25 protein-coding genes are annotated in these 20,014 nt (G+C 64.1%); 8 read left to right on the top strand and 17 right to left on the bottom strand.

Annotated elements, in window-relative coordinates:
* Window positions 1-20: 20 nt before the first annotated feature.
* On the bottom strand, window positions 21-1,919 hold the full coding sequence (locus tag AC25M7_RS20375) for a potassium transporter Kup (RefSeq protein ID WP_028690601.1): 1,899 nt from the start codon (window positions 1,917-1,919) through the stop codon (window positions 21-23).
* 235 nt (window positions 1,920-2,154) lie between these two features.
* Between AC25M7_RS20375 and rimO the strand changes: the two genes are divergently transcribed.
* From rimO to tsaA, 5 genes are all read left to right on the top strand, one after another.
* Window positions 2,155-3,486, top strand: a complete 1,332-nt coding sequence (rimO, locus tag AC25M7_RS20370; protein ID WP_050704462.1) for a 30S ribosomal protein S12 methylthiotransferase RimO — start codon at window positions 2,155-2,157, stop codon at window positions 3,484-3,486.
* Window positions 3,487-3,571: 85 nt separating this feature from the next.
* Complete coding sequence (locus AC25M7_RS20365; RefSeq protein ID WP_088852271.1) at window positions 3,572-4,030, top strand: GNAT family N-acetyltransferase; 459 nt, start codon at window positions 3,572-3,574, stop codon at window positions 4,028-4,030.
* Between the two features lie 121 nt (window positions 4,031-4,151).
* Complete coding sequence (locus AC25M7_RS20360; RefSeq protein WP_062361255.1) at window positions 4,152-4,862, top strand: rRNA pseudouridine synthase; 711 nt, start codon at window positions 4,152-4,154, stop codon at window positions 4,860-4,862.
* Between the two features lie 189 nt (window positions 4,863-5,051).
* Window positions 5,052-5,513, top strand: coding sequence for a YehS family protein (locus tag AC25M7_RS20355; RefSeq protein WP_028690605.1), 462 nt, complete (start codon window positions 5,052-5,054; stop codon window positions 5,511-5,513).
* Window positions 5,514-5,519: 6 nt separating this feature from the next.
* Window positions 5,520-6,212: a tRNA (N6-threonylcarbamoyladenosine(37)-N6)-methyltransferase TrmO gene (tsaA, locus tag AC25M7_RS20350; RefSeq protein WP_486971396.1), complete on the top strand. Its 693-nt coding sequence runs from the start codon at window positions 5,520-5,522 to the stop codon at window positions 6,210-6,212.
* Between the two features lie 78 nt (window positions 6,213-6,290).
* On the opposite strand, the gene fpr is transcribed toward tsaA, so the two are convergent.
* Complete coding sequence (fpr, locus tag AC25M7_RS20345) at window positions 6,291-7,070, bottom strand: ferredoxin-NADP reductase (RefSeq protein ID WP_028690607.1); 780 nt, start codon at window positions 7,068-7,070, stop codon at window positions 6,291-6,293.
* A gap of 120 nt (window positions 7,071-7,190) precedes the next feature.
* Between fpr and finR the strand changes: the two genes are divergently transcribed.
* Window positions 7,191-8,117 (top strand): LysR family transcriptional regulator FinR, encoded by a 927-nt coding sequence (gene finR / locus AC25M7_RS20340; RefSeq protein WP_028690608.1) that lies wholly within the window; start codon window positions 7,191-7,193, stop codon window positions 8,115-8,117.
* 3 nt (window positions 8,118-8,120) lie between these two features.
* Here the strand turns inward: finR and AC25M7_RS20335 are convergent, their stop codons facing one another.
* From AC25M7_RS20335 to AC25M7_RS20325, 3 genes are all read right to left on the bottom strand, one after another.
* Window positions 8,121-8,486, bottom strand: a complete 366-nt coding sequence (locus AC25M7_RS20335) for a diacylglycerol kinase (RefSeq protein ID WP_028690609.1) — start codon at window positions 8,484-8,486, stop codon at window positions 8,121-8,123.
* A gap of 77 nt (window positions 8,487-8,563) precedes the next feature.
* Window positions 8,564-9,214 carry a response regulator transcription factor ErdR gene (gene erdR, locus AC25M7_RS20330; RefSeq protein ID WP_028690610.1) on the bottom strand — a complete coding sequence of 217 codons (651 nt, stop codon included), beginning with the start codon at window positions 9,212-9,214 and terminating at the stop codon, window positions 8,564-8,566.
* A gap of 257 nt (window positions 9,215-9,471) precedes the next feature.
* A complete protein-coding gene (locus tag AC25M7_RS20325; RefSeq protein ID WP_028690611.1) occupies window positions 9,472-10,182 on the bottom strand; it encodes a tRNA-uridine aminocarboxypropyltransferase in 711 nt (236 codons plus the stop codon).
* 214 nt (window positions 10,183-10,396) lie between these two features.
* Here AC25M7_RS20325 and AC25M7_RS20320 point away from each other — a divergent pair, with 214 nt between their 5' ends.
* Window positions 10,397-10,816, top strand: a complete 420-nt coding sequence (locus AC25M7_RS20320; RefSeq protein WP_028690612.1) for a quorum-sensing-regulated virulence factor family protein — start codon at window positions 10,397-10,399, stop codon at window positions 10,814-10,816.
* Between the two features lies 1 nt (window position 10,817).
* Here AC25M7_RS20320 and AC25M7_RS20315 read toward each other — a convergent pair whose 3' ends face one another.
* Window positions 10,818-11,024, bottom strand: a complete 207-nt coding sequence (locus tag AC25M7_RS20315) for a hypothetical protein (RefSeq protein WP_028690613.1) — start codon at window positions 11,022-11,024, stop codon at window positions 10,818-10,820.
* A gap of 303 nt (window positions 11,025-11,327) precedes the next feature.
* Here AC25M7_RS20315 and AC25M7_RS20310 point away from each other — a divergent pair, with 303 nt between their 5' ends.
* Window positions 11,328-12,446, top strand: coding sequence for an LOG family protein (locus AC25M7_RS20310; RefSeq protein ID WP_028690614.1), 1,119 nt, complete (start codon window positions 11,328-11,330; stop codon window positions 12,444-12,446).
* A 52-nt stretch (window positions 12,447-12,498) separates the two neighbouring features.
* Here the strand turns inward: AC25M7_RS20310 and recX are convergent, their stop codons facing one another.
* From recX to AC25M7_RS20255, 11 genes are all read right to left on the bottom strand, one after another.
* The gene (recX, locus tag AC25M7_RS20305; RefSeq protein ID WP_028690615.1) at window positions 12,499-12,969 is read right to left on the bottom strand and encodes a recombination regulator RecX; all 471 of its coding nucleotides are present in this window, start codon (window positions 12,967-12,969) and stop codon (window positions 12,499-12,501) included.
* Window positions 12,970-12,977: 8 nt separating this feature from the next.
* On the bottom strand, window positions 12,978-14,054 hold the full coding sequence (gene recA, locus AC25M7_RS20300; RefSeq protein ID WP_028690616.1) for a recombinase RecA: 1,077 nt from the start codon (window positions 14,052-14,054) through the stop codon (window positions 12,978-12,980).
* A 104-nt stretch (window positions 14,055-14,158) separates the two neighbouring features.
* Window positions 14,159-14,641, bottom strand: a complete 483-nt coding sequence (locus AC25M7_RS20295; RefSeq protein ID WP_028690617.1) for a CinA family protein — start codon at window positions 14,639-14,641, stop codon at window positions 14,159-14,161.
* A gap of 47 nt (window positions 14,642-14,688) precedes the next feature.
* The gene (locus tag AC25M7_RS20290) at window positions 14,689-15,249 is read right to left on the bottom strand and encodes a hypothetical protein (protein ID WP_182323120.1); all 561 of its coding nucleotides are present in this window, start codon (window positions 15,247-15,249) and stop codon (window positions 14,689-14,691) included.
* Between the two features lie 71 nt (window positions 15,250-15,320).
* Window positions 15,321-16,343: a colicin-like pore-forming protein gene (locus AC25M7_RS20285; protein WP_486971395.1), complete on the bottom strand. Its 1,023-nt coding sequence runs from the start codon at window positions 16,341-16,343 to the stop codon at window positions 15,321-15,323.
* Window positions 16,344-16,346: 3 nt separating this feature from the next.
* On the bottom strand, window positions 16,347-16,586 hold the full coding sequence (locus AC25M7_RS20280; protein ID WP_486971394.1) for a hypothetical protein: 240 nt from the start codon (window positions 16,584-16,586) through the stop codon (window positions 16,347-16,349).
* A gap of 86 nt (window positions 16,587-16,672) precedes the next feature.
* Window positions 16,673-17,134, bottom strand: a complete 462-nt coding sequence (locus AC25M7_RS20275) for a lysis system i-spanin subunit Rz (protein WP_182323199.1) — start codon at window positions 17,132-17,134, stop codon at window positions 16,673-16,675.
* A 32-nt stretch (window positions 17,135-17,166) separates the two neighbouring features.
* Window positions 17,167-17,718, bottom strand: a complete 552-nt coding sequence (locus AC25M7_RS20270) for a glycoside hydrolase family 19 protein (RefSeq protein WP_182323114.1) — start codon at window positions 17,716-17,718, stop codon at window positions 17,167-17,169.
* 217 nt (window positions 17,719-17,935) lie between these two features.
* The gene (locus tag AC25M7_RS20265; RefSeq protein WP_182323112.1) at window positions 17,936-18,970 is read right to left on the bottom strand and encodes a phage late control D family protein; all 1,035 of its coding nucleotides are present in this window, start codon (window positions 18,968-18,970) and stop codon (window positions 17,936-17,938) included.
* Window positions 18,971-18,985: 15 nt separating this feature from the next.
* Window positions 18,986-19,192 (bottom strand): tail protein X, encoded by a 207-nt coding sequence (locus AC25M7_RS20260; RefSeq protein WP_028690634.1) that lies wholly within the window; start codon window positions 19,190-19,192, stop codon window positions 18,986-18,988.
* A complete protein-coding gene (locus AC25M7_RS20255) occupies window positions 19,167-20,012 on the bottom strand; it encodes a phage tail protein (RefSeq protein ID WP_486971393.1) in 846 nt (281 codons plus the stop codon). The genes AC25M7_RS20260 and AC25M7_RS20255 overlap by 26 nt, the downstream gene beginning before the upstream one ends.
* Between the last annotated feature and the right edge of the window lie 2 nt (window positions 20,013-20,014).

Raw genomic sequence — 20,014 nt, 5'->3', positions numbered from 1 at the left:
CTTCGCGGCCCTGACCCAGCTTAGATCTCGACCTGTGTCCCCAACTCGATCACCCGATTGAGCGGCAGGTTGAAGAACCGCAAGTTGCCGTTGGCGTTCTTCAGCAGGAACGCGAACAGGTTCCCGCGCCAGCGCGACATGCCTTCAAGGCGCGAAGCGATCACCGTTTCCCGGCTGAGGAAGTAAGTGGTGCGCATGGGGCTGAAGTCCAGCGCGTCCAGGTGGCACAGTTTCAGCGCCGCCGGCACGTCTGGCTCGTCCATGAAGCCGAAGTGCAGCAGCACCCGGAAGAACCCGTCGCCATAGGCTTCCACCTCGAACCGTTCGTGCTCCGGCACCCTGGGCCGGTCTTCGCTGACCACCGTCAGCAGCACCACCTGGCTGTGCAACACCTGGTTGTGCAGCATGTTATGCAGCAGCGCATGGGGCACGGCATCGGGCCGGGCAGTGAGGAACACCGCGGTGCCCTCCACCCGGTGCGGCGGCTGTACGCGAATGCTGCTGATGAACACCGGCAACGGCAGCGCGCCTTCGTCGATGCGATCGACCAGGATCTGCTTGCCGCGCTTCCAGGTACTCATCAGCACGAACAGCACGATCCCGGCCAAGACCGGGAAGGCACCACCCTGGACAATCTTCGGCACGTTGGCGGCGAAGAACAGCCCGTCGACCAGCAGGAAGCCCACCAGCAGCGGCACCGCCAGCACCGGTGGCCACTTCCACAGCAGCAGCATGACCGCCGACACCAGGATCGTGGTCATCAACATGGTGCCGGTCACTGCCACGCCGTAGGCGGCGGCCAGGGCGCCGGAGGACTCGAAACCGATCACCAGCAGCACCACGCCAACCATCAGCGTCCAATTCACCGCGCCGATGTAGATCTGCCCCTGCTCGTCGCTGGAAGTGTGCTGGATCTGCATGCGCGGCACGTAGCCCAGCTGGATGGCCTGTCGGGTCAGGGAGAAGGCACCGGAAATCACGGCTTGCGAAGCGATCACCGTGGCCATGGTGGCCAACCCGACCAGCGGCAGCAACGCCCAACTCGGCGCCAGCAGGTAGAACGGGTTGCGCGCCGCCTCCGGGTTCTGCAGCAGCATCGCACCCTGGCCGAAGTAGTTGAGCACCAGCGCCGGCAGCACCAGGGCGAACCAGGCGCGGGCGATGGGCTTGCGGCCAAAGTGGCCCATGTCGGCGTACAGGGCCTCGGCGCCGGTCAGCGCCAGCACCACAGCACCGAGAATCGCCACCCCCATGCCCGGATGAACGATGAAGAAGTTCAGCGCCCAGCCCGGGTTGAAGGCCTTGAGCACTTCCGGGCTCTGCGAGATGCCGTGCACCCCGAGCGCCGCCAGGGCCAGGAACCAGGCGACCATGATCGGGCCGAAGGCCTTGCCGATCTTCTCCGTACCGTGTTTCTGCACCAGGAACAGCGCCACCAGTACCACCAGCGAAATCGGCACCACCCAGTGATCGATACCCTCGAACGCCAGGCCCATGCCCTCCACCGCCGAGAGCACCGACACCGCCGGGGTGATCATGCTGTCGCCGTAGAACAGCGAGGCGCCGACCAGGCCGCAACCGACCATCAGCATGCGCAACCGCGGGTACTGCGCCGTGGCCCGCCGCGCCAACGCGGTCAGGGCCATGGTGCCGCCCTCGCCCTGGTTGTCGGCGCGCAGGATGAACATCACGTACTTGAACGACACCACCCACAGCAGCGACCAGAGGATCAACGACAGGATGCCCAGCACCCCGTCATGGTTGACCTGTACGCCATAACCACCGGTAAAGACCTCTTTGAGGGTGTAAAGCGGACTGGTGCCGATATCGCCATAGACCACCCCAACAGCTGCCACCAGCAGGCCCAGCGGCCGTGCCGCGCCCTGTCCGCCTTCGGCGTGACTGCTTGCCTGAACCATCGACCACTCCCGCAGACGGCCATCTAGACCGGTTGAATTCCTACCCGCGCCGGGCCATCCCGGATGCCCCGGCGCAACGGCGCGAAGCATAGCGCAGCGTTCGTCGTATTTCTGCTGGTAAAGCGACCTTGCGCTCGCTAGAATTGCGCACTTTTTGATCAGAGGCGCCAAAAGCGTCCGCCAGGATCGCCCCCGTTACCGGTCGGGCGACCTGTATTCAATACCGAGGTTAGCCATGTCCACCACTCCCGCCACCCCAAAGGTCGGCTTCGTTTCCCTGGGTTGCCCCAAGGCCCTGGTCGATTCCGAGCGCATCCTGACCCAGCTGCGCATGGAAGGCTATGAAGTCGTGCCTACCTACGATGGCGCCGACGTGGTGGTGGTCAACACCTGCGGCTTCATCGACAGTGCCAAGGCCGAGTCGCTGGAAGTGATCGGCGAGGCGATCAAGGAGAACGGCAAGGTCATCGTCACCGGCTGCATGGGTGTCGAGGAAGGCAATATCCGCGACGTGCACCCCAGCGTGCTGTCGGTCAGTGGCCCCCAGCAGTACGAGCAGGTGGTCAACGCCGTGCACGAGGTGGTGCCGCCACGCCAGGACCATAACCCGCTGATCGACCTGGTGCCGCCGCAAGGCATCAAGCTGACCCCGCGCCATTATGCCTACCTGAAGATTTCCGAAGGCTGCAACCACAGCTGCAGCTTCTGCATCATTCCGTCGATGCGCGGCAAGCTGGTCAGCCGTCCGGTCGGTGAAGTGCTGAGCGAGGCCGAGCGCCTGGTCAAGGCCGGCGTCAAGGAGATCCTGGTGATTTCCCAGGACACCAGCGCCTACGGCGTCGACGTCAAGTACAAGACCGACTTCTGGAACGGCCGCCCGGTCAAGACCCGCATGCTCGAGCTGTGCGAGGCCTTGAGCAGCCTGGGCGCCTGGGTGCGCCTGCACTATGTCTACCCGTACCCGAACGTCGACGACGTGATCCCGCTGATGGCAGCCGGCAAGATCCTGCCGTACCTGGACATTCCGTTCCAGCACGCCAGCCCCAAGGTGCTCAAGTCGATGAAGCGCCCGGCCTTCGAAGACCGCACCCTGGCGCGCATCAAGAGCTGGCGCGAGCAGTGCCCGGAGCTGGTGATCCGTTCGACCTTCATCGTCGGCTTCCCCGGCGAGACCGAGGAAGACTTCCAGTACCTGCTCGACTGGCTGACCGAAGCCCAGCTCGACCGCGTCGGCTGCTTCCAGTACTCGCCGGTCGAAGGCGCCCCGGCCAATGACCTGGGCCTGGATGAAGTACCGGACGACGTCAAGCAGGAACGTTGGGACCGCTTCATGGCCCACCAGCAGGCGATCAGCGCCGCGCGCCTGCAACAGCGCATCGGCAAGGAGATCGAAGTGCTGATCGACGAGGTCGAGGAGCAGGGCTCGGTCGGTCGCAGCTTCTTCGACGCACCGGAAATCGACGGCAACGTGTTCATCGACGGCGACCACGGCTTCAAGCCGGGCGACAAGGTCCGTTGCCGCATCGTCGATGCCGACGAGTACGACATGTGGGCCGAGCCCGTCTGAGCGATGCTCGCCTGAAGATACCCCGCCCACTGGCGGGGTATTTTTTTGCATCTATGTTTTCCTCAATGGCCCCGAGGATCACAGGATGTCGCCCACCGTCACGCTGCAAACGCCCCACTTGAGCGACTACCCCGAACTGGTGCGGGTGTGGGAGGCGTCGGTGCGCGCCACCCACGACTTCCTGCCCGACGGCTACATCGTGCTGCTGCGCGAGCATGTGCTGCGCAAATACCTCGACGCGGTGATGCTGGTCTGCTGCAAGGACGCCAGGCGACGCATCCTCGGCTTCGCCGGCGTGGCCAATGGCCGTGTCGACATGCTCTTCGTCGCGCCGCAGTACCGTGGCCAGGGTATTGGCCAACGCCTGCTGCGGCATGCTGTAAGAGAGCTCAATGCCGAACGCCTGGACGTCAACGAGCAGAACCCGCAGGCCCTGGGCTTCTATCTGCACGAAGGCTTCGAGGTGTACGGGCGCTCGGAAACCGACGGCCTGGGGCAGCCCTATCCCCTGCTGCACATGAGGCTGATTCGTACAACGTCCTAGGACAAAAGCCAAGGAAACCACCACCCCGCTCCGAAATGGCGCAAATGACATCGATTTGCAGCCGCTACCCTGCGCGGGCAGGTACAATGAGAGCTTTCCCTACCGCGTGATGCCCGTGTCCATGTCCGAACCCATTCGTCTCTCCAAACGCCTCATCGAACAGCTTGGCTGCTCCCGCCGAGAGGCCGAACTGTACATCGAGGGAGGCTGGGTCACGGTCGACGGCGAGGTGGTCGAACAGCCGCAGTTCAAGGTCGCCGGACAACGCATCGAACTGCTCCCGGGCGCCCGTGCCGAAACACTTGAACCGGTGACCCTGCTGCTCAATCAGCAGGCCGGACAGGACGTCGCCAGCGCCCAGGCGGGCATGAGCATGGCCAGTCTCAGCGAAGCGCACCGCGATGGCGTGCGCCCGCTGCACGGGCATTTCGCCCGCCAGGCCTGTGTCGCCCCGCTGCTGCCAGGCGCCAGCGGCCTGCAACTGTTCACCCAGGACTGGCGGGTGACCCGCAAGCTCGACGCCGACCTGCGCCGAATGGAGCAGGAATACATCGTCCAGGTCAGCGGTGAAGCCAAGCCAGGCGCTCTCGAGCGCCTGGCCCGCGGTGTCGAGCGCAAGGGCGTCGAACTGCCGAAGGCCAAGGCCAGCTGGCAGAACGAACAGCACTTGCGCATGGTCCTGAAGAACCCGCAGCCCGGGTTGATCGAACAACTGTGCGAAACCGCCGGCCTCAAGGTCCTGGCGATGCGCCGCATTCGCCTGGGCGGCGTGTCGATGGGCAAGCTGCCAGTGGGCCAGTGGCGCTATGTGGCCGCTACAGAACGCTTCTAGGGTCTGTACGAAATGTGTCTGCGCGAAGGCCAGACAAGGCGAAACGGGGGGAAGCGGAGTGTACTGGAGTACATGAGCATTCCGAGCCCCGTTTCAACGCAGTATGGGCGAGTGCAGATACATTTCGTACAGAGCCCAGCATTACCGCCGCGCAAAGACTGACACGGCAACAGAACAGGATTCGCTGCAATGAACCACAACGATGTACTGCGCAGCCTGCGCTACATGCTCAAGGCCAACGACCAGAAGCTGGCCGAGATTATCAAGCTCTCGGGCCTGGAAGTTTCCGCCGAGGCCATCGCCGGCTACGTCAAGAAAGAAGAGGAACCTGGCTTCGTGCGCTGCCCGGAGAAGGTCATGGCGCACTTCCTCGACGGCCTGGTGATCCACCGTCGCGGTCGTGACGACAGCCGCCCACCGCAGCCGATCGAAGTACCGGTGACCAACAACACCGTACTCAAGAAGCTGCGGGTGGCCTTCGAGCTGAAGGAAGACGACCTGCACGCAGTGCTCAAGTCAGTCAATTTCCCGGTGTCCAAGCCCGAGCTGAGCGCATTGTTCCGCAAGGTCGGCCACGACAACTACCGGCCCTGCGGCGACCAGTTGCTGCGCAATTTCCTCAAGGGCCTGACCCTGCGCGTGCGCGGCTGAGCCGTGATGCAGCATAGCGTCTCGCCGGTCGGCATCGTCCGTTCCTGCTTCAAGGAAAAGTTCGCCATCCCGCGCCAGCCCCAGCTGGCGCCGGCTGCCCGTGGCGTGCTGGAACTGCTGCCGCCCTTTGACCAGGGCGATGCCGTCGAAGGGCTGGAACAGGTCAGCCATGTGTGGCTGCTGTTCCTGTTCCACCAGGCACTGGAAGACAAGCCACGCCTGAAGGTGCGGCCACCGCGCCTGGGCGGCAACAAGAGCATGGGGGTGTTCGCCACCCGGGCCACCCACCGGCCCAATGGCATCGGCCAGTCAGTGGTGCGCCTGGAAGGCGTCGAACCGGGGCGTCTGCTGCTGTCGGGGATCGACCTGCTGGACGGTACGCCGGTGCTGGATATCAAGCCTTACGTGCCGTACGCGGACAGCGTCGCCGAGGCATCGAACCTGATGGCCAGTGATGCGCCGGAGCCGATCAGCGTGCTATGGAGCGAGAGCGCACTGCCCCAGGCACACACCCACGCACTGCGCCTGGGCGAACCCTTGGTCGAGCTGATCGAGCAGTGCCTGGCCCAGGATCCACGCCCGGCCTACCAGGTGCCACCGCCCGAACGAGTGTATGGGGTGAAGTTCTGGGATGTGCAGGTGCGCTGGCATTATCCGCAGCCGGAGGTGATTCGGGTGCTGGAGGTGACGCCGGAGTAATGGGGTGTCGATAAGACGCACATTCCAGGCATAAAAAAACGCAGGCCAAGCCTGCGTTTTTAATGCCTGCCGCTCGCCTTACTTCTCGACGAACGCACGCTCGATCAGGTAGTCACCTGGCTCACGCATGCGCGGGGAGATCTTCAGGCCGAAGCTGTCGAGCACTTCGCTGGTCTCGTCGAGCATGCTCGGGCTGCCGCAGATCATCGCGCGGTCGTCCTGCGGGTTGATCGGTGGCAGACCGATGTCGCTGAACAGCTTGCCACTGCGCATCAGGTCGGTCAGGCGACCCTGGTTTTCGAAAGGCTCGCGAGTCACTGTCGGGTAGTAGATCAGCTTGTCACGCACCGCGTCACCGAAGAACTCGTTCTGCGGCAGGTGCTCGGTAATGAACTCGCGGTAGGCCACTTCGTTGACGTAACGCACGCCGTGAACCAGGATCACTTTCTCAAAGCGCTCGTAGGTCTCCGGGTCCTGGATGACACTCATGAACGGCGCCAGGCCGGTGCCGGTGCTCAGCAGATACAGGTGCTTGCCCGGGTTCAGGTCATCCAGCACCAAGGTACCGGTAGGTTTCTTGCTGATGATGATCTCGTCGCCTTCCTTCAGGTGCTGCAACTGCGAGGTCAGCGGGCCGTCCGGCACCTTGATGCTGAAGAACTCCAGATGCTCTTCCCAGTTCGGCGAGGCGATGGAGTAGGCGCGCATGAGCGGACGGCCGCTGTCCTGCTGCAGGCCGATCATCACGAACTGACCGTTCTCGAAGCGCAGGCCCGGATCACGGGTGCACTTGAAGCTGAACAGGGTGTCGTTCCAGTGGTGCACACTGAGGACACGTTCGTGGTTCATGTTGCTCATCGATGGGGCTCCTGAAGGAAAACGCGGCGCGCGCAAGACGCGCAGTTGCGCGATAGTTTAGGGGCAGCGACAATATCTGTTAACTGAATTATCAAGATATGTGTTATCGGTTATATAGATATGCGATTCACACTCCGTCAGCTCCAGGTATTCGTCGCCGTCGCCCAGCACCAGAGCGTGTCCCGGGCCGCCGGCGTGCTGGCCTTGTCGCAATCGGCCGCCAGCACCTCGATCACCGAACTGGAGCGCCAGTCCAGCTGCCAGCTGTTCGACCGCGCAGGCAAGCGCCTGAGTCTCAATGCTCTGGGCCATCAACTGCTGCCCCAGGCCGTGGCCCTGCTCGACCAGGCCAAGGAGATCGAGGACCTGCTCAACGGCAAGTCGGGGTTCGGCTCGCTGGCCGTCGGCGCCACGCTGACGATCGGCAACTACCTGGCCACCCTGCTGATCGGCAGCTTCATGCAGGTACACCCGGAAAGCCAGGTCAAGCTGCACGTGCAGAACACCGCGCATATCGTGCAACAGGTCGCCCACTATGAAATTGACCTGGGTCTAATCGAAGGTGACTGCAACCATCCCGATCTTGAGGTTCAGCCCTGGGTGGAGGACGAGCTGGTGGTGTTCTGTGCGCCCCAGCACCCCCTGGCCAAGGTCGGCCATGCCGGTATCGAGCAGTTATCCCATGAAGCCTGGATCCTGCGCGAGCAGGGCTCGGGCACGCGCCTGACCTTCGACCAGGCCATGCGCCATCACCGCGCCAACCTGAACATCCGCCTGGAACTGGAACATACCGAGGCGATCAAGCGTGCCGTGGAGTCGGGCCTGGGCATCGGCTGCATCTCACGCCTGGCCCTGCGAGATGCTTTCCGCCGCGGCAGCCTGGTACCGGTGGAGACCCCGACCCTGGACCTGGCGCGGCAGTTCTACTTCATCTGGCACAAACAGAAGTACCAGACCTCGGCCATGCGCGAGTTCCTCGAACTGTGCCGCAGCTTTACTGCAGGCGTGCGGCGCAGCGACGAAATCGTGCTGCCGCCGATCGCTTGAAGGTCAACCAAGCAGGATCACACCCCAGACCACCGCAACCATGCTCATGGCCACCAGCTGCGCGGCGCTGCCCATGTCCTTGGCGTTCTTCGACAGCGGGTGGCGGTCGAGGGAAATGCGGTCGATGGCAGCCTCCACCGCCGAATTGAGCAATTCGACGATCAGCCCCAGCAGGCACACGGCAATGAGGATCGCCCGCTCACCGCGGCTGACCGGCAGCCAGAAGGCCAGCGGCACCAGCACCACGTTGAGCAGCACCAGCTGCCGGAAGGCGGCCTCGCCCTTGAAGGCGGTGCGCAGGCCGTCCAGCGAATAGCTGGCGGCGTTGACGATACGTTTGAGGCCGGTCTGGCCTTTGAATGGCGACATGTGTGTCCGTCACTTCACCGGAGAAAGGCCCGAAGGCTAGTCCAGCCTGAGTCAAAAAAGCGTGAATGCACGGGTACTTAGCTGGCCGAAACCGATTCAAGTTGTTGCAGCAGCAGCGCCGCCTGGGTCCGCGTGCGCACCCCCAGCTTGCGGAAGATCGCCGTCACGTGGGCCTTGATGGTCGCCTCGGAAACGTTCAGTTCATAGGCGATCTGCTTGTTCAGCAGCCCTTCGCAGACCATGGTCAGCACGCGGAACTGCTGCGGGGTGAGGCTGGCCAGGCCTTCGCTGGCGGCCTTGGCCTCGGCCGACACATCGACCTTGTCGAATGCCTGCGGCGGCCACCAGACATCGCCATCGAGCACGTTGCGCACAGCTTCCTGGATCTTGCTGAGCTCGCTGGACTTGGGAATGAAACCGCTGGCGCCGAATTCGCGGGACTTGACCACGACGGCCGCCTCTTCCTGGGCCGAGACCATCACCACCGGGATCTGCGGGTACTGGCCGCGCAGCAGGACCAGGCCGGAGAAGCCATAGGCGCCGGGCATGTTCAGGTCCAGCAGGACCAGGTCCCAGTCGGCTTTCTCGGTGAGGCTGGTTTCCAGTTCGGCGATGCTCGCCACCTCGACCAGGCGCACGTCCGGGCCCAGGCCGAGGGTAACGGCCTGGCGCAGTGCGCTGCGAAACAGCGGGTGGTCATCGGCAATCAGGATTTCGTATGTGGCCATCGATCTATGGATCCTGTTCTGTGCCAGGCGCAGGGGATACGGGAGACGCCTGGCGGGCAACTCATGGCGCGAACGGCAGGGCCGCGGGCCGGGATGGCACGGCGAAGTCCGGGATAACAGCAGCTTCGTCGTGCCCGAAGCGGCGCCAAGGATGCCGAGCACGCCCCGGGTGGTCAAGCCACTTGCCCGGTCGAACCCGCCTACCCTGGCTGCCAGCCCCGACAGTATGAACCAATCCGTCGCGCCTGCCCCTTGGACTATAGGAAGGTATGCAAACGCTGGTGGACCTCGTCCTGCTCGTCCAGCGGCAGGCGCCGCTTGCCACTGAGGTAGTGCAGGCTGAAGACGTCCAGGTAGGCGTCCAGGGCCTGCGAAGCCTGGCCGTCGCCGGCCAGTTCCAGGCACATGGCGGCCACTTCGGCGGTGCAGAAGTGGTCATCACGCTTGGAACGGCGCAGGCGGTAGCGCGACATCTGCTCGGGCTGCAGGCTCAGCACCGGGAAGCGATCGAGGTAAGGGCTCTTGCGGAACATCTTGCGCGCCTCGGTCCAGGTGGCGTCGAGCAAGATGAACAACGGGCGCTTGCCCGGCTCGCGCACGACTTCGCTGACCACCCGATCTTCCTTGACGAACTCGCCCGGAAAGACGATGTAGGGCTGCCAGCGTGGATCGTCCAGCAGCGCCAGCAGCCCCTCGTCCACCGAGGTGCGCAGCCAGCCGAAGGCCGAAGTGTCCTCAATCACGTCGGCGATTAGCCAGCCGGTGTTGGTCGGCTTCAGCGGCTCGGTATCGTGCATCAGCAGGCACATGCCGGACTCGGCCGGCACCCGGGGTTTCCAGGCGCACAGGCAGTGCGTGGCGATCACCCGGCAATCCGGGCAACGCTCGGCGCGCGAGCCTCGGGCGACAAAGGGTTTGATGCTGCGCGCCAGGCGTTCGGCGCGCAGGCGCGCTACCGCGTGGCTCATGGCAACAGGCCTTGGCAGGGAAGTGGGAGGGGCACGGCGACGACTCGATGAAAACAAGGCGCCCAGTCTACCAGAGCCCACGTCATTTGCCGTGCAGCCAGCGGCGCCGCTCCTTTATACTCGCAGGTCCTGGCGGCCTGGAAACCCTGCGGTTTCATGGAACGCCGCCCGTCGGCGCTGGTCAAAGCGCCAGTCATCGAACCAGGAGAGATCCATGCTGCGTCTTATCGTCCCGACCCTGAGCCTGCTGCTCGCCCTGCCCCTGGCCGCCCAGGCTGCGTCCAAGCAGGAATACGAGCTGAACCAGATGCTGCAGAAGGTCGCCAAGGAAAGCAGCGTCGGCACCCCGCGTGCCATCAACGAGGACATCCTCGACCAGGGCTACACCGTCGAAGGCAAGGCACTGGTCAATCACCTGAGTGTACGCCAGGAGCACGCCCAGCGCATGCAGGCCAATCCCGCGCAGGTTCGCAGCCAGCTGGGTGACAGCGTGTGCCGTAACAACGGCTACCGCCAGCTGATGTCCAAGGGTGCCGTAATGGTCTACCGCTTCACTGTCTACAAGACCAACCAGCCGGTCATGGACCAGGCCTTCGACGCCGCCAGCTGCGCGGCCGGCAACAAGAAGAAGTGATTCAAGCCAACTGATCGCTGTTACTGGCGCGCCGCTGCTCATCATCGGCGCGCAACTCGGCCAGCAGGGCCTGCAAGTAGCGCGAATGCGCCTCGGCCCCTTGCAGCCGGCGCAGGCACTCCCCCTCAAGACTCAGGTGATGAGCCTTGGCCTCGTACTCGAGCAACTGCAACAGTTGCCTATCCACCTCGATCACCAGCCGGTGCATACCGTCACCTCGCTGTATCGCCTTACTGCCCCCAGTTAACCAAAGCCCTGTCGTCACTGGCTTTCGCCTGACCGGCGGTAGTGCGCGCCTGTGGCGGCACAAAGCCGCGCCAGCGTCTAGATTGATATCGAGTACCCATAACAACGACAACGCGATGGAATTGCCACTGCAACATGGCCTTGAAGGCCTACTGCAACGCTCGGGGGGCACACTCGAGCCACAGCAGCCAGCGACACACGCAGTGTCGCGGCCGGGACACGCCATCGACCCGGTCAGAGGTTTTGCTGCAGAAGGAGACGTTGAATGCCTTACCAATCGAACGAGCTGCTGTTCAACCATTTCAGGGACAACGGCATCGACCTGAGCAAGATCGACGAACAACTGCAACTGGTCGCGCCGAACAGTCCCAACCTGCCGCTGTACCGCGACATGCTGCTGACCGTGCTGCGCATGGCCCACGACGACCGCAACCGCTGGAACGCCAAGATCACCCTGCAAGCCCTGCGTGAGCTCGACCACTCCTTCCGCACCCTCGAGCACTACAAGGGGCGGCGCAAAGTCACCGTGTTCGGCTCGGCGCGCACACCAATGGAACACCCCATGTACGCCCTGGCCCGGGAGTTGGGCGCAACGCTGGCGCGCTCGGACCTGATGGTCATCACCGGCGCCGGTGGCGGCATCATGGCCGCCGCCCATGAAGGCGCCGGCACCGACCACAGCCTGGGCTTCAACATCACCCTGCCGTTCGAACAGCACGCCAATGCCACGGTCAATGGCACCGACAAGCTGCTGCCGTTCCATTTCTTCTTCATCCGCAAGCTGTTCTTCGTCAAGGAAGCCGACGCGCTGGTGCTCTGCCCCGGCGGCTTCGGCACCCTCGACGAGGCGCTGGAGGTGCTGACGCTGATCCAGACCGGCAAGAGCCCGTTGGTGCCGGTGGTGCTGCTCGACTCGCCCGGCGGCAGTTTCTGGCAGGACGCCCTGGCCTTCATCAGCCGCCAGCTCGAAGAGAACCGCTATATCCTGCCCAGCGACCTCAAGCTGGTGCGCCTGGTGCACAGCGCCGACGAGGCGGTCGAGGAGATCAACCAGTTCTACAGCAACTACCACTCCAGCCGCTGGCTGAAGAGCCAGTTCGTGATCCGCATGCACCACCCCTTGAGCGAGGCGGCCCTGCATGATGTGGAAGAAGGCTTCGCCGACCTGCGCCTGAGCGGCAGGTACCACCAGCAACCGGACAGCGGCGCCGAACACGAGGAAGGCAACTTCAGCCACCTGACGCGCCTGACCTTTGCCTTCAACGGCCGCGACCAGGGCCGCCTGCGCGAACTGGTCGACTTCATCAATCTGCCGGAGAACTGGGCCAAACCCCAGCCGATGCACACCACCCAGCGCGCCCGGGAAGCCTTGCGGGTCAGCTGAACGCAAAATGCCCTGTACGGCTGACACGCATGGGTGTCAGCCGTACAGGGCATCAATAATCGTCGAGATCGCGACCGCTGAGCAGCCGGCCGATCATGTCCATGGGGAAACCACGGTAGGCGAGAAAACGCGTCTGCTGCGCCCGGCTGCGTGGATCTTGCGGGCGTTGCCCGGCGAACTTGCGCTGCCAGACATCACGCAGTTGCGTCGCCCAGTCCACTTCGCTGTCGCGCAGGGCCTGGTCGATATCGCCACGGTTCAAGCCGCGTTGGCCAAGCTCCTCGCGAATTCGCGCGGGGCCGTAGCCGGCACTGGACCGGTAGCGGATGAAGCTTTCCAGATAGCGGGCCTCACTGAGCAGCCCTTCTTCGGCCAGCCGATCGAGCGCAGGCTCGATCAGCTCGTCCGGTGCGCCACGCTGACGCAGCTTGCGCGTCAGCTCGACGCGACCATGCTCGCGGCGAGCGAGCAGGTCCATGGCTGTCCGCCGAACGGCGACGGGGGTGTCGAGTACGACGGACATGGGGCCAATCAATAACCGGCGTCGGCGTCAGCCAGGTCGTCGGCATCGGCTTCGGCTGCACCGGCCTTGGCGGCAGCTGCTGCAGCGGCGGCGGCACCCGCGGTCAGCAGCTTGTCGCGAATCTGCTTCTCGATCTCGCTGCCAATGGCCGGGTTCTCTTGCAGGTACTTGGCGGCATTGGCCTTGCCTTGACCGATTTTGTTGCCCTGGTAGCTGTACCAGGCACCGGATTTTTCCACCAGGCCTTGGGACACACCCAGGTCGATGATCTCGCCGTTGCGGTAGATGCCCTTGCCGTAGAGGATCTGGAACTCGGCCTGACGGAACGGTGGCGAAACCTTGTTCTTGACGATCTTGACGCGGGTTTCGCTACCGACCACTTCGTCGCCTTCCTTGACCGCGCCGGTACGGCGGATGTCCAGGCGCACCGAGGCGTAGAACTTCAGGGCGTTACCACCAGTGGTGGTTTCCGGGCTGCCGAACATCACGCCGATCTTCATACGGATCTGGTTGATGAAGATGACCAGGCAGTTGGCGTTCTTGATGTTACCGGTGATCTTGCGCAGGGCCTGGGACATCAGGCGGGCCTGCAGGCCGACATGCATGTCGCCCATCTCGCCTTCGATCTCGGCCTTCGGCACAAGGGCGGCCACGGAGTCGACGATAATCACGTCGACGGCGTTGGAGCGCACCAGCATGTCGGTGATTTCCAGGGCCTGTTCGCCGGTGTCCGGCTGCGAGACCAGCAGGTCGTCGACGTTGACGCCCAGCTTGCCGGCGTACTCAGGGTCGAGGGCGTGCTCGGCGTCGACGAAGGCGCAGGTGGCGCCGTTCTTCTGGGCTTCGGCGATGACCGACAGGGTCAGCGTGGTTTTACCCGAGGATTCCGGGCCGTAGATCTCGACGATACGGCCTTTCGGCAGGCCGCCGATGCCCAGGGCGATGTCCAGGCCCAGGGAACCGGTGGAAATGGCAGGGATGGCCTGGCGCTCGTGGTCGCCCATGCGCATGACCGCACCCTTGCCGAATTGGCGTTCGATTTGACCCAGGGCCGCAGCCAAGGCGCGCTTCTTGTTGTCGTCCATTGAAATCCTCACGTGTTCGACGTGGCCCTGACGGCCGGAATAACTGTATAAGTAGCCAGTATTATTCCACAGCGATTCGTTTCCGCAAACCCCCGTCGGGCGATTTACTCCGCACCAAGCTGTAACAAGCCGTCTAACGCGGCTATCACCGTCTGTCGGCGCACCGCTTCGCGGTCGCCGTCGAAGTGCCGGCGCTCGCTGCTCACGTGGGTTCCGTCAGCCCAGGCCAGCCACACCGTGCCCACCGGCTTGGCCGGCGAACCGCCGTCTGGCCCGGCCACGCCACTGACCGCCACCGCGAAGCGCGCTCCGCTGGCGGCCTGGGCGCCCCGCACCATGGCCTCGACCACTTCCTGGCTGACCGCCCCCACCTGGGCGAACAACGCCTCGGGGACGCCCAACTGGCGGGTTTTCTGGGCATTGGAATAGGTGACATAGCCGGCCTCGAACCAGGCCGAGCTGCCGGGGATACGGGTGATCGCCTCGGCGATGCCGCCGCCGGTGCAGGATTCGGCGGTGCTCACCTGGGCGTTGAAGCGCCGCAGGTGTTCGCCCAGGCGGGTGGAGAGTACGGTGATCGGGTCCATGGCGGCTCCTCGTTTGCGACCGCCATACCCTACCATTCAAGCCAGGCTCAGTCCTGGCTTGCCTTACGCCGATAGGCCAGGCGCAGCAATGGGTAATGCACCAGCACGACATAGCTGAAGACGAACGCGAATTCGAGCGCAAGCAACATCATGCTGGCAAAAAAGGGATACAAACCAGGGTGATTGCCCACCCAGCGAAACTTCGCACGATGGTGGGCGAAATCTGTGTAGCCGAAGTAGTTCTGGGCAAGTAGCACCCCAACCACCACCACCCAACCGACATGGAAAAATAACTGGCGGCGCAATGACAGCACCGGCAGTAGCTCCAAGGGACGTAGATGATGGCGGCATACCAGCAGCGCCAGGCCGATTGAACACAACGGTGCGGCGATCGCTACATAGTTGGCGACCGCCTTGGACATCAGCGCAAAATTGGACGACCAGACACCCACCTGCCCCAGCAGATGCTGGTCAAGCAGGCGATCCAAGACCAAGGCTTGCTCCTGACTCAGCGTCGGCACCCAACAGGCTAGCAGGAACACCGGCACAAGGCTCGAGACCGTGATCAGATACAACGGCCAGTGACTGGCCGTGTGTTTCGCATTCAACGTCACAACTCCTTGCACAGACAGGTTGCGAGGCACCGAGAGCAACATTGTGCGCGCTCGGTGCAAAGGTATCAGGGTGCTACTACGCCCGTGACCCACTGATTGATCTGGTCGACCTTCTCGGTATCGAAGTATGAGCTGGCAGCCCCGATGAAGACGGCCGCCAAAACGGTTCCCGCCACTGCGCCAGCGGGGACGGAAACCAGAAAGCCCAGGGCGATGCCAGCCATGGCGCCCGCCAGACTGCCCGCCACCTTGCCGACGACAGCACTTTCGAGTTCCAGAAGAAAGGGTTTCCAGTCACCGGTCTTGAAACCGCTCACTGCCGAGTCAACCAGCCCGGCAGCCTGAATGACGCCACCGGTCACACCGAAGGCCTTGCCCAAACGCAGCATGTTATCGCCAAGCGTGGCCTTGTCCAGCGCCTCAAGTGCCTGGGCAACCGCCACCGAGTCCTTGGCGTTCAGCCGCAAGCCAGGGTTTTGCGACAGCTTTTCGAAGGCCTTCAAGGCCTCCTGGTAGCTGCCTATGCGCTTGCCCGCGATGCCCTTCTGCATGTCGTTGGCGGCCTGCGCCACCTGGTTGCCAAAGCGATTGGCGATTTCCTTGCCAATATCACTGGCGTAGGTGGCCGCTTCCTTGTAGGACTCTTTCTCCAGGGCATCGCGGCGCGCCTTCTCCAGGGCATCGAGCTTTTCGCGCAACTGCTCCTGCGCCTTCAAGTCGACATACAAGGCCAGGGCTGCGGTATAAAGCGAAAGCTCGACATCCAGTGCCGCTGGCACATCGTAATCGTCCAGCTTGCGCAGTTCGTCGATCACTTCCTTGATGCTGCGGTCATCGAAACGACCGCCCTGCTCCGTGCCCAGTCGCCCACGGTTGAATGCGATCTGCTGGTCGCGAGTAGCCATCATCGACTTGATGATCCCAATGGAGCGCTCGGCTTTCTTCGAGTCCGGCAGCGCCGCAGTGCTACCCGCGGCGGCTTCGGCCGCAGCCAACTCGGCATTGAGGCTGGCCGGCAGGTTGCGCTCCTTTCTGAGGTAGCTGTCACTCAGTTCATTACGCATCTCGACGATCTGATAGGGCAACATGCCTCACATATCGACGCCCAGGTCATAGTAGGCATCCGGGCTTGGCCAACCCTGCCCCTCCAGCACCGCTTCAAGCACTGTGCCGTTCATCAGCGCGGCAACGTTGAGTGCATGGTGGGAGGGTTCACCATTGACACCCAAAGGGATAGTGATGCCTCCCGTTGAACTTCCACCGCGTCCCCCTCCACCTGAGGAACCCGAAGAGGGAATGCCACGGTCCACGATGATGTTCTTTTCGCCCATTCTCTACTCCTTGAATTGGCTTGCTTGAAAAATGGCCGGCCCCACGAAAGTGAGGCCGGCCATGGAAAAAAGATAAGAAATGCAGATCAGTGCGACAGTGCACGCACATAAGCCTGGCACGCCCGCAGGGCGATCAGTCCACGGTCGCCTTCGTCGGTGATGGCGACAATTCGTCGAGCATGCGCCGGGTCAAGTCGGGCGCGTACGGGGCCATGATCCACGCCGCTGGCGCCGGCGGCGGCAGGCACTGGGGCACAGGCGGTGTCGCGCTCGACCAGGACCGACAGGCGCAGATCGGCAGTAGCAAGGCGGTCACGCAGGCGAGCCTGAGTCTGTTGGGCATCGGTCAGCTCCTGGAAATATTTCGCTTCACTGTCATGCAGGCGTTGTTCGAGGTCCTGGCGCTGATCGCGTTCGGCGAGCAGCAGGCCGTGCAGCGCCTCGGCCTGGTCAAGGCGCTGCTGCACCAGCGCCTGTTCCTGCTCGGCCAGCTGACGTCCGAGGCGCCAGCCCTGCAGCTGCCAGGCCAACGCGGCGGAGAGCGCCATCAAGCCGAGGCACAGCGCCAGTTGCAGGCGGCTCAGCACAGCACCTCCCGCGCCCGCGCCCACAGTTCGAGGCGTTCCGACAAGCCGTTCAGGCCGCCGTTGATGTGCCGGGTGATGCGGTTGAACTCACCCTGGTCGGCCAGGGCGTTGAGCCCGCGCGAGTGCCAGAACCAGGCTGCCGATTCACAGGCCCAGCGCGGCTGCTCGAGCATCTGCGGTTGCGCCAGCAGGCGTTCGTCGCCGAACAGCGCACGGCTGCAGGCCTGGTAGTTGTTGCGTCCGGTCACCTGGATCAGGCCACGGCCGCAATAGCGCTGGCCATCGCCGTCGGCTTCGGGCGTATTGCCCAGGCGCAAGGCCAGGCTGCCGGTGTCGTAGCGGGCCAGATAGCGGTCGCCGCCCAGTTCCTTGACGTAGCGCAGCTGACCGGACTCATGGCCGACCTGGGCCAGGAACGCGGCAATGCGTTTGGGGTGGTCGATCTCCCAGTTGGCCATGGCCGTGTTCAGCGCCGGTAGGAAGGCGGCGACGCGTTGGCCGGCGAGCGGGTAGATCTGCTTGAGTTGCTGTTCAGTGAGCGGCATCGGTGCATTCTCCATTGCGGTCTGATCGAAAGGCGGCCGGTGCCGCCTGTGGCTCGCTCATGGGCGATGGCTCGAAGCGCGTGGCTTTCACAGGATTCAAGGTATGGCGAGCGCCGCACCTGATCTGGAGCTCGGAAACAGGGTGATGCGGCCGGCTGACAGCGACTATAGGGAACGCCACCGCCGGCAGGCATCGGGAAACCCTCACCGCCCTGTCTCAGGCCTTGAGCGAACCCGCCCGCCGAGGCGCGGAACCCTTGGCCTTGGCCTTGCCCTGGCGGCCGCCGTTGCACTGCACGGTGGTGCGCCAGCCGCTGCTGGTGAACACCTGCTCGACCGACTCGATCAGGTAGTGCCCATCGAGCCCAGCCAGGAAGCCCTGGACATCGATGGCGCGCTCGGCGAACAGGTCGGTGCGCCCGGGCATGTCCAGGCGCACGCTGGCGGTGTCGCGGTTGAAGCTGGCCAGCCGGGCGCGGGCTGCCTGCTCCGCCGCCGCGCGGTTGGGGTACAGGTGGCGGTCGGTGTAGACCGGCTGCAGGCCGTCCGGCGCATCGTCATTGACCAGTTCCACCGCCTGCAGGCGCCCGCTGGCGCTGTCCTGGTGGCGGGTCCTGACGGCCTTGTGGGTACTCTTGTCAGCCAGGCGAAACTGCCACTGGCTGACGTCGCTGCGGGCAATACCGATCATCCCCAGGGGCTTGCCGCTGGCGCTCTGCCCACCCTGGCGCGGCAGCACCAGCAACTGGCCGTTGGCGAGCTTGGCGGTGCAGTCGTGCAGGCGCGCCAGGCGGGTGATGAAGTTGAAGTCCGACTCGCTGTACTGGTCGACCCTCGGCACCTGCACGGCCACCGGGCACACCGCCTGCCAGCCATTGCGGGCGCCGATCTCGGCGACGATGCGCTGCAGCGTCGAATTCTCCCAGTTGCCGCTGCGAATGGTCTTGCCGCTGCCGCGCAGGTCGCTCGCCTTGCCGCGGATCACCAGGGTGTCCGGCGGTCCGGACAGCTCGACCTCGTCCACGGTGTAGCGACCCAGGCGGTTCAATGGCTGACCGGCGTAACCCAGGTGCACTTCGAGCATTGCGCCCCTGGCTGGCAAGGCCAGGGCGCCGTCCCGCGCATCGAGGCGCAGTTCGAACTCATCGGACTCCAGGCCCGGCTTGTCGGTGGTGCGCAGCAGCAGCAAACGGTCGTTGATCAGGGTGGTAATATCGTTGCCATCGGCGGTGATACGAAATTGGGGTTGCACGATTGAGGCTCCAGATCAGTCCCATAGTTGCACGGTATCGCTCGTCGTCATCGGCAGTTCGGGCAACAGGATCCTCACCCCGGCGCGAAACGGCTGCGCCTCGTCCGCCAGCCCCTGGTTGGCATCCAGCACGGCCTCGACCGTACCGGCCAAGTGGCCGTAGTAGTGCTGGCAGAGCGTATCGAGCAGGTCGCCCTCAGACGTTGTGCAGGTCTTGGCCATAGCTCACGAACTCCAGTGAAAACCCTTGTTTGCGCGGAATGCCGCCGGCCAGCAGGACGCTCTGCTCCTCCTCGATGCTGGTCAGGCACCAGGTGCCGAGCACCTCGCCGTAACCGGTGGTCAATGACAGCGGCAGCAGCTGGCGGCCGATGCTGCGCAGCGTCTGCAACTGGCCGAGGCCGCCCTTGAACCCGGGGAAGATCGCGCCACGGATGTTGATGCTCTCCTCACCCAGGCTGACCGCCTGTTGGGCGTTCGCGCGGCTCAGGCGCTCCTGCCCGGCCCAGCGAAAGCGCGTCTGCCGGCGCAGCTGGTCGAAGGCGGCGGTGTCCAGGTTGAAGTAGTACGGCGCCGCGCCCGCCTTGAGCGGTTGCAGCACCAGCAAGTGCGGGAACGGCTTGACCGCTTCGGCAGCCGGCGTCGCCTCGGGCGCGAAGCCCAGCGTCGACAGCACGCCATTGACGGTCGAGCGCACCTCCCCCACCACACGGCGAATCGCCGCACCGGCCTTGGCGGCATGGGCGGCGAAGCCGTCGATGCGATCACGCACCTGGCGCACCACCGCCACCGTCTGGTCATACTTGGCTACCACCTTGGCAACCCGGGCCTGGGCGTTGGTGATTGCGCGCATGGTGCGCTGCAGCTTGGCCCCGATGATCGGGCCAACCACCGGCAAGCCTTCCAGCTCACCCACCGCGCCCTGTATATGGACGATCGCGTCGTTCATCGGATCGAGCATGGCGTCGGCACGCCGACGCCCTGCCTCTCCCGCCTTGACCAGGGCGTGCAGCGTGGCTTGCAGCTGCTCCAGATAGGTCATGG

This window comes from Pseudomonas sp. P106(2024), assembly GCF_057480815.1.
Note: the sequence above shows the minus strand (reverse complement) of the source record. Positions and strands in the feature narration are given on the sequence as shown.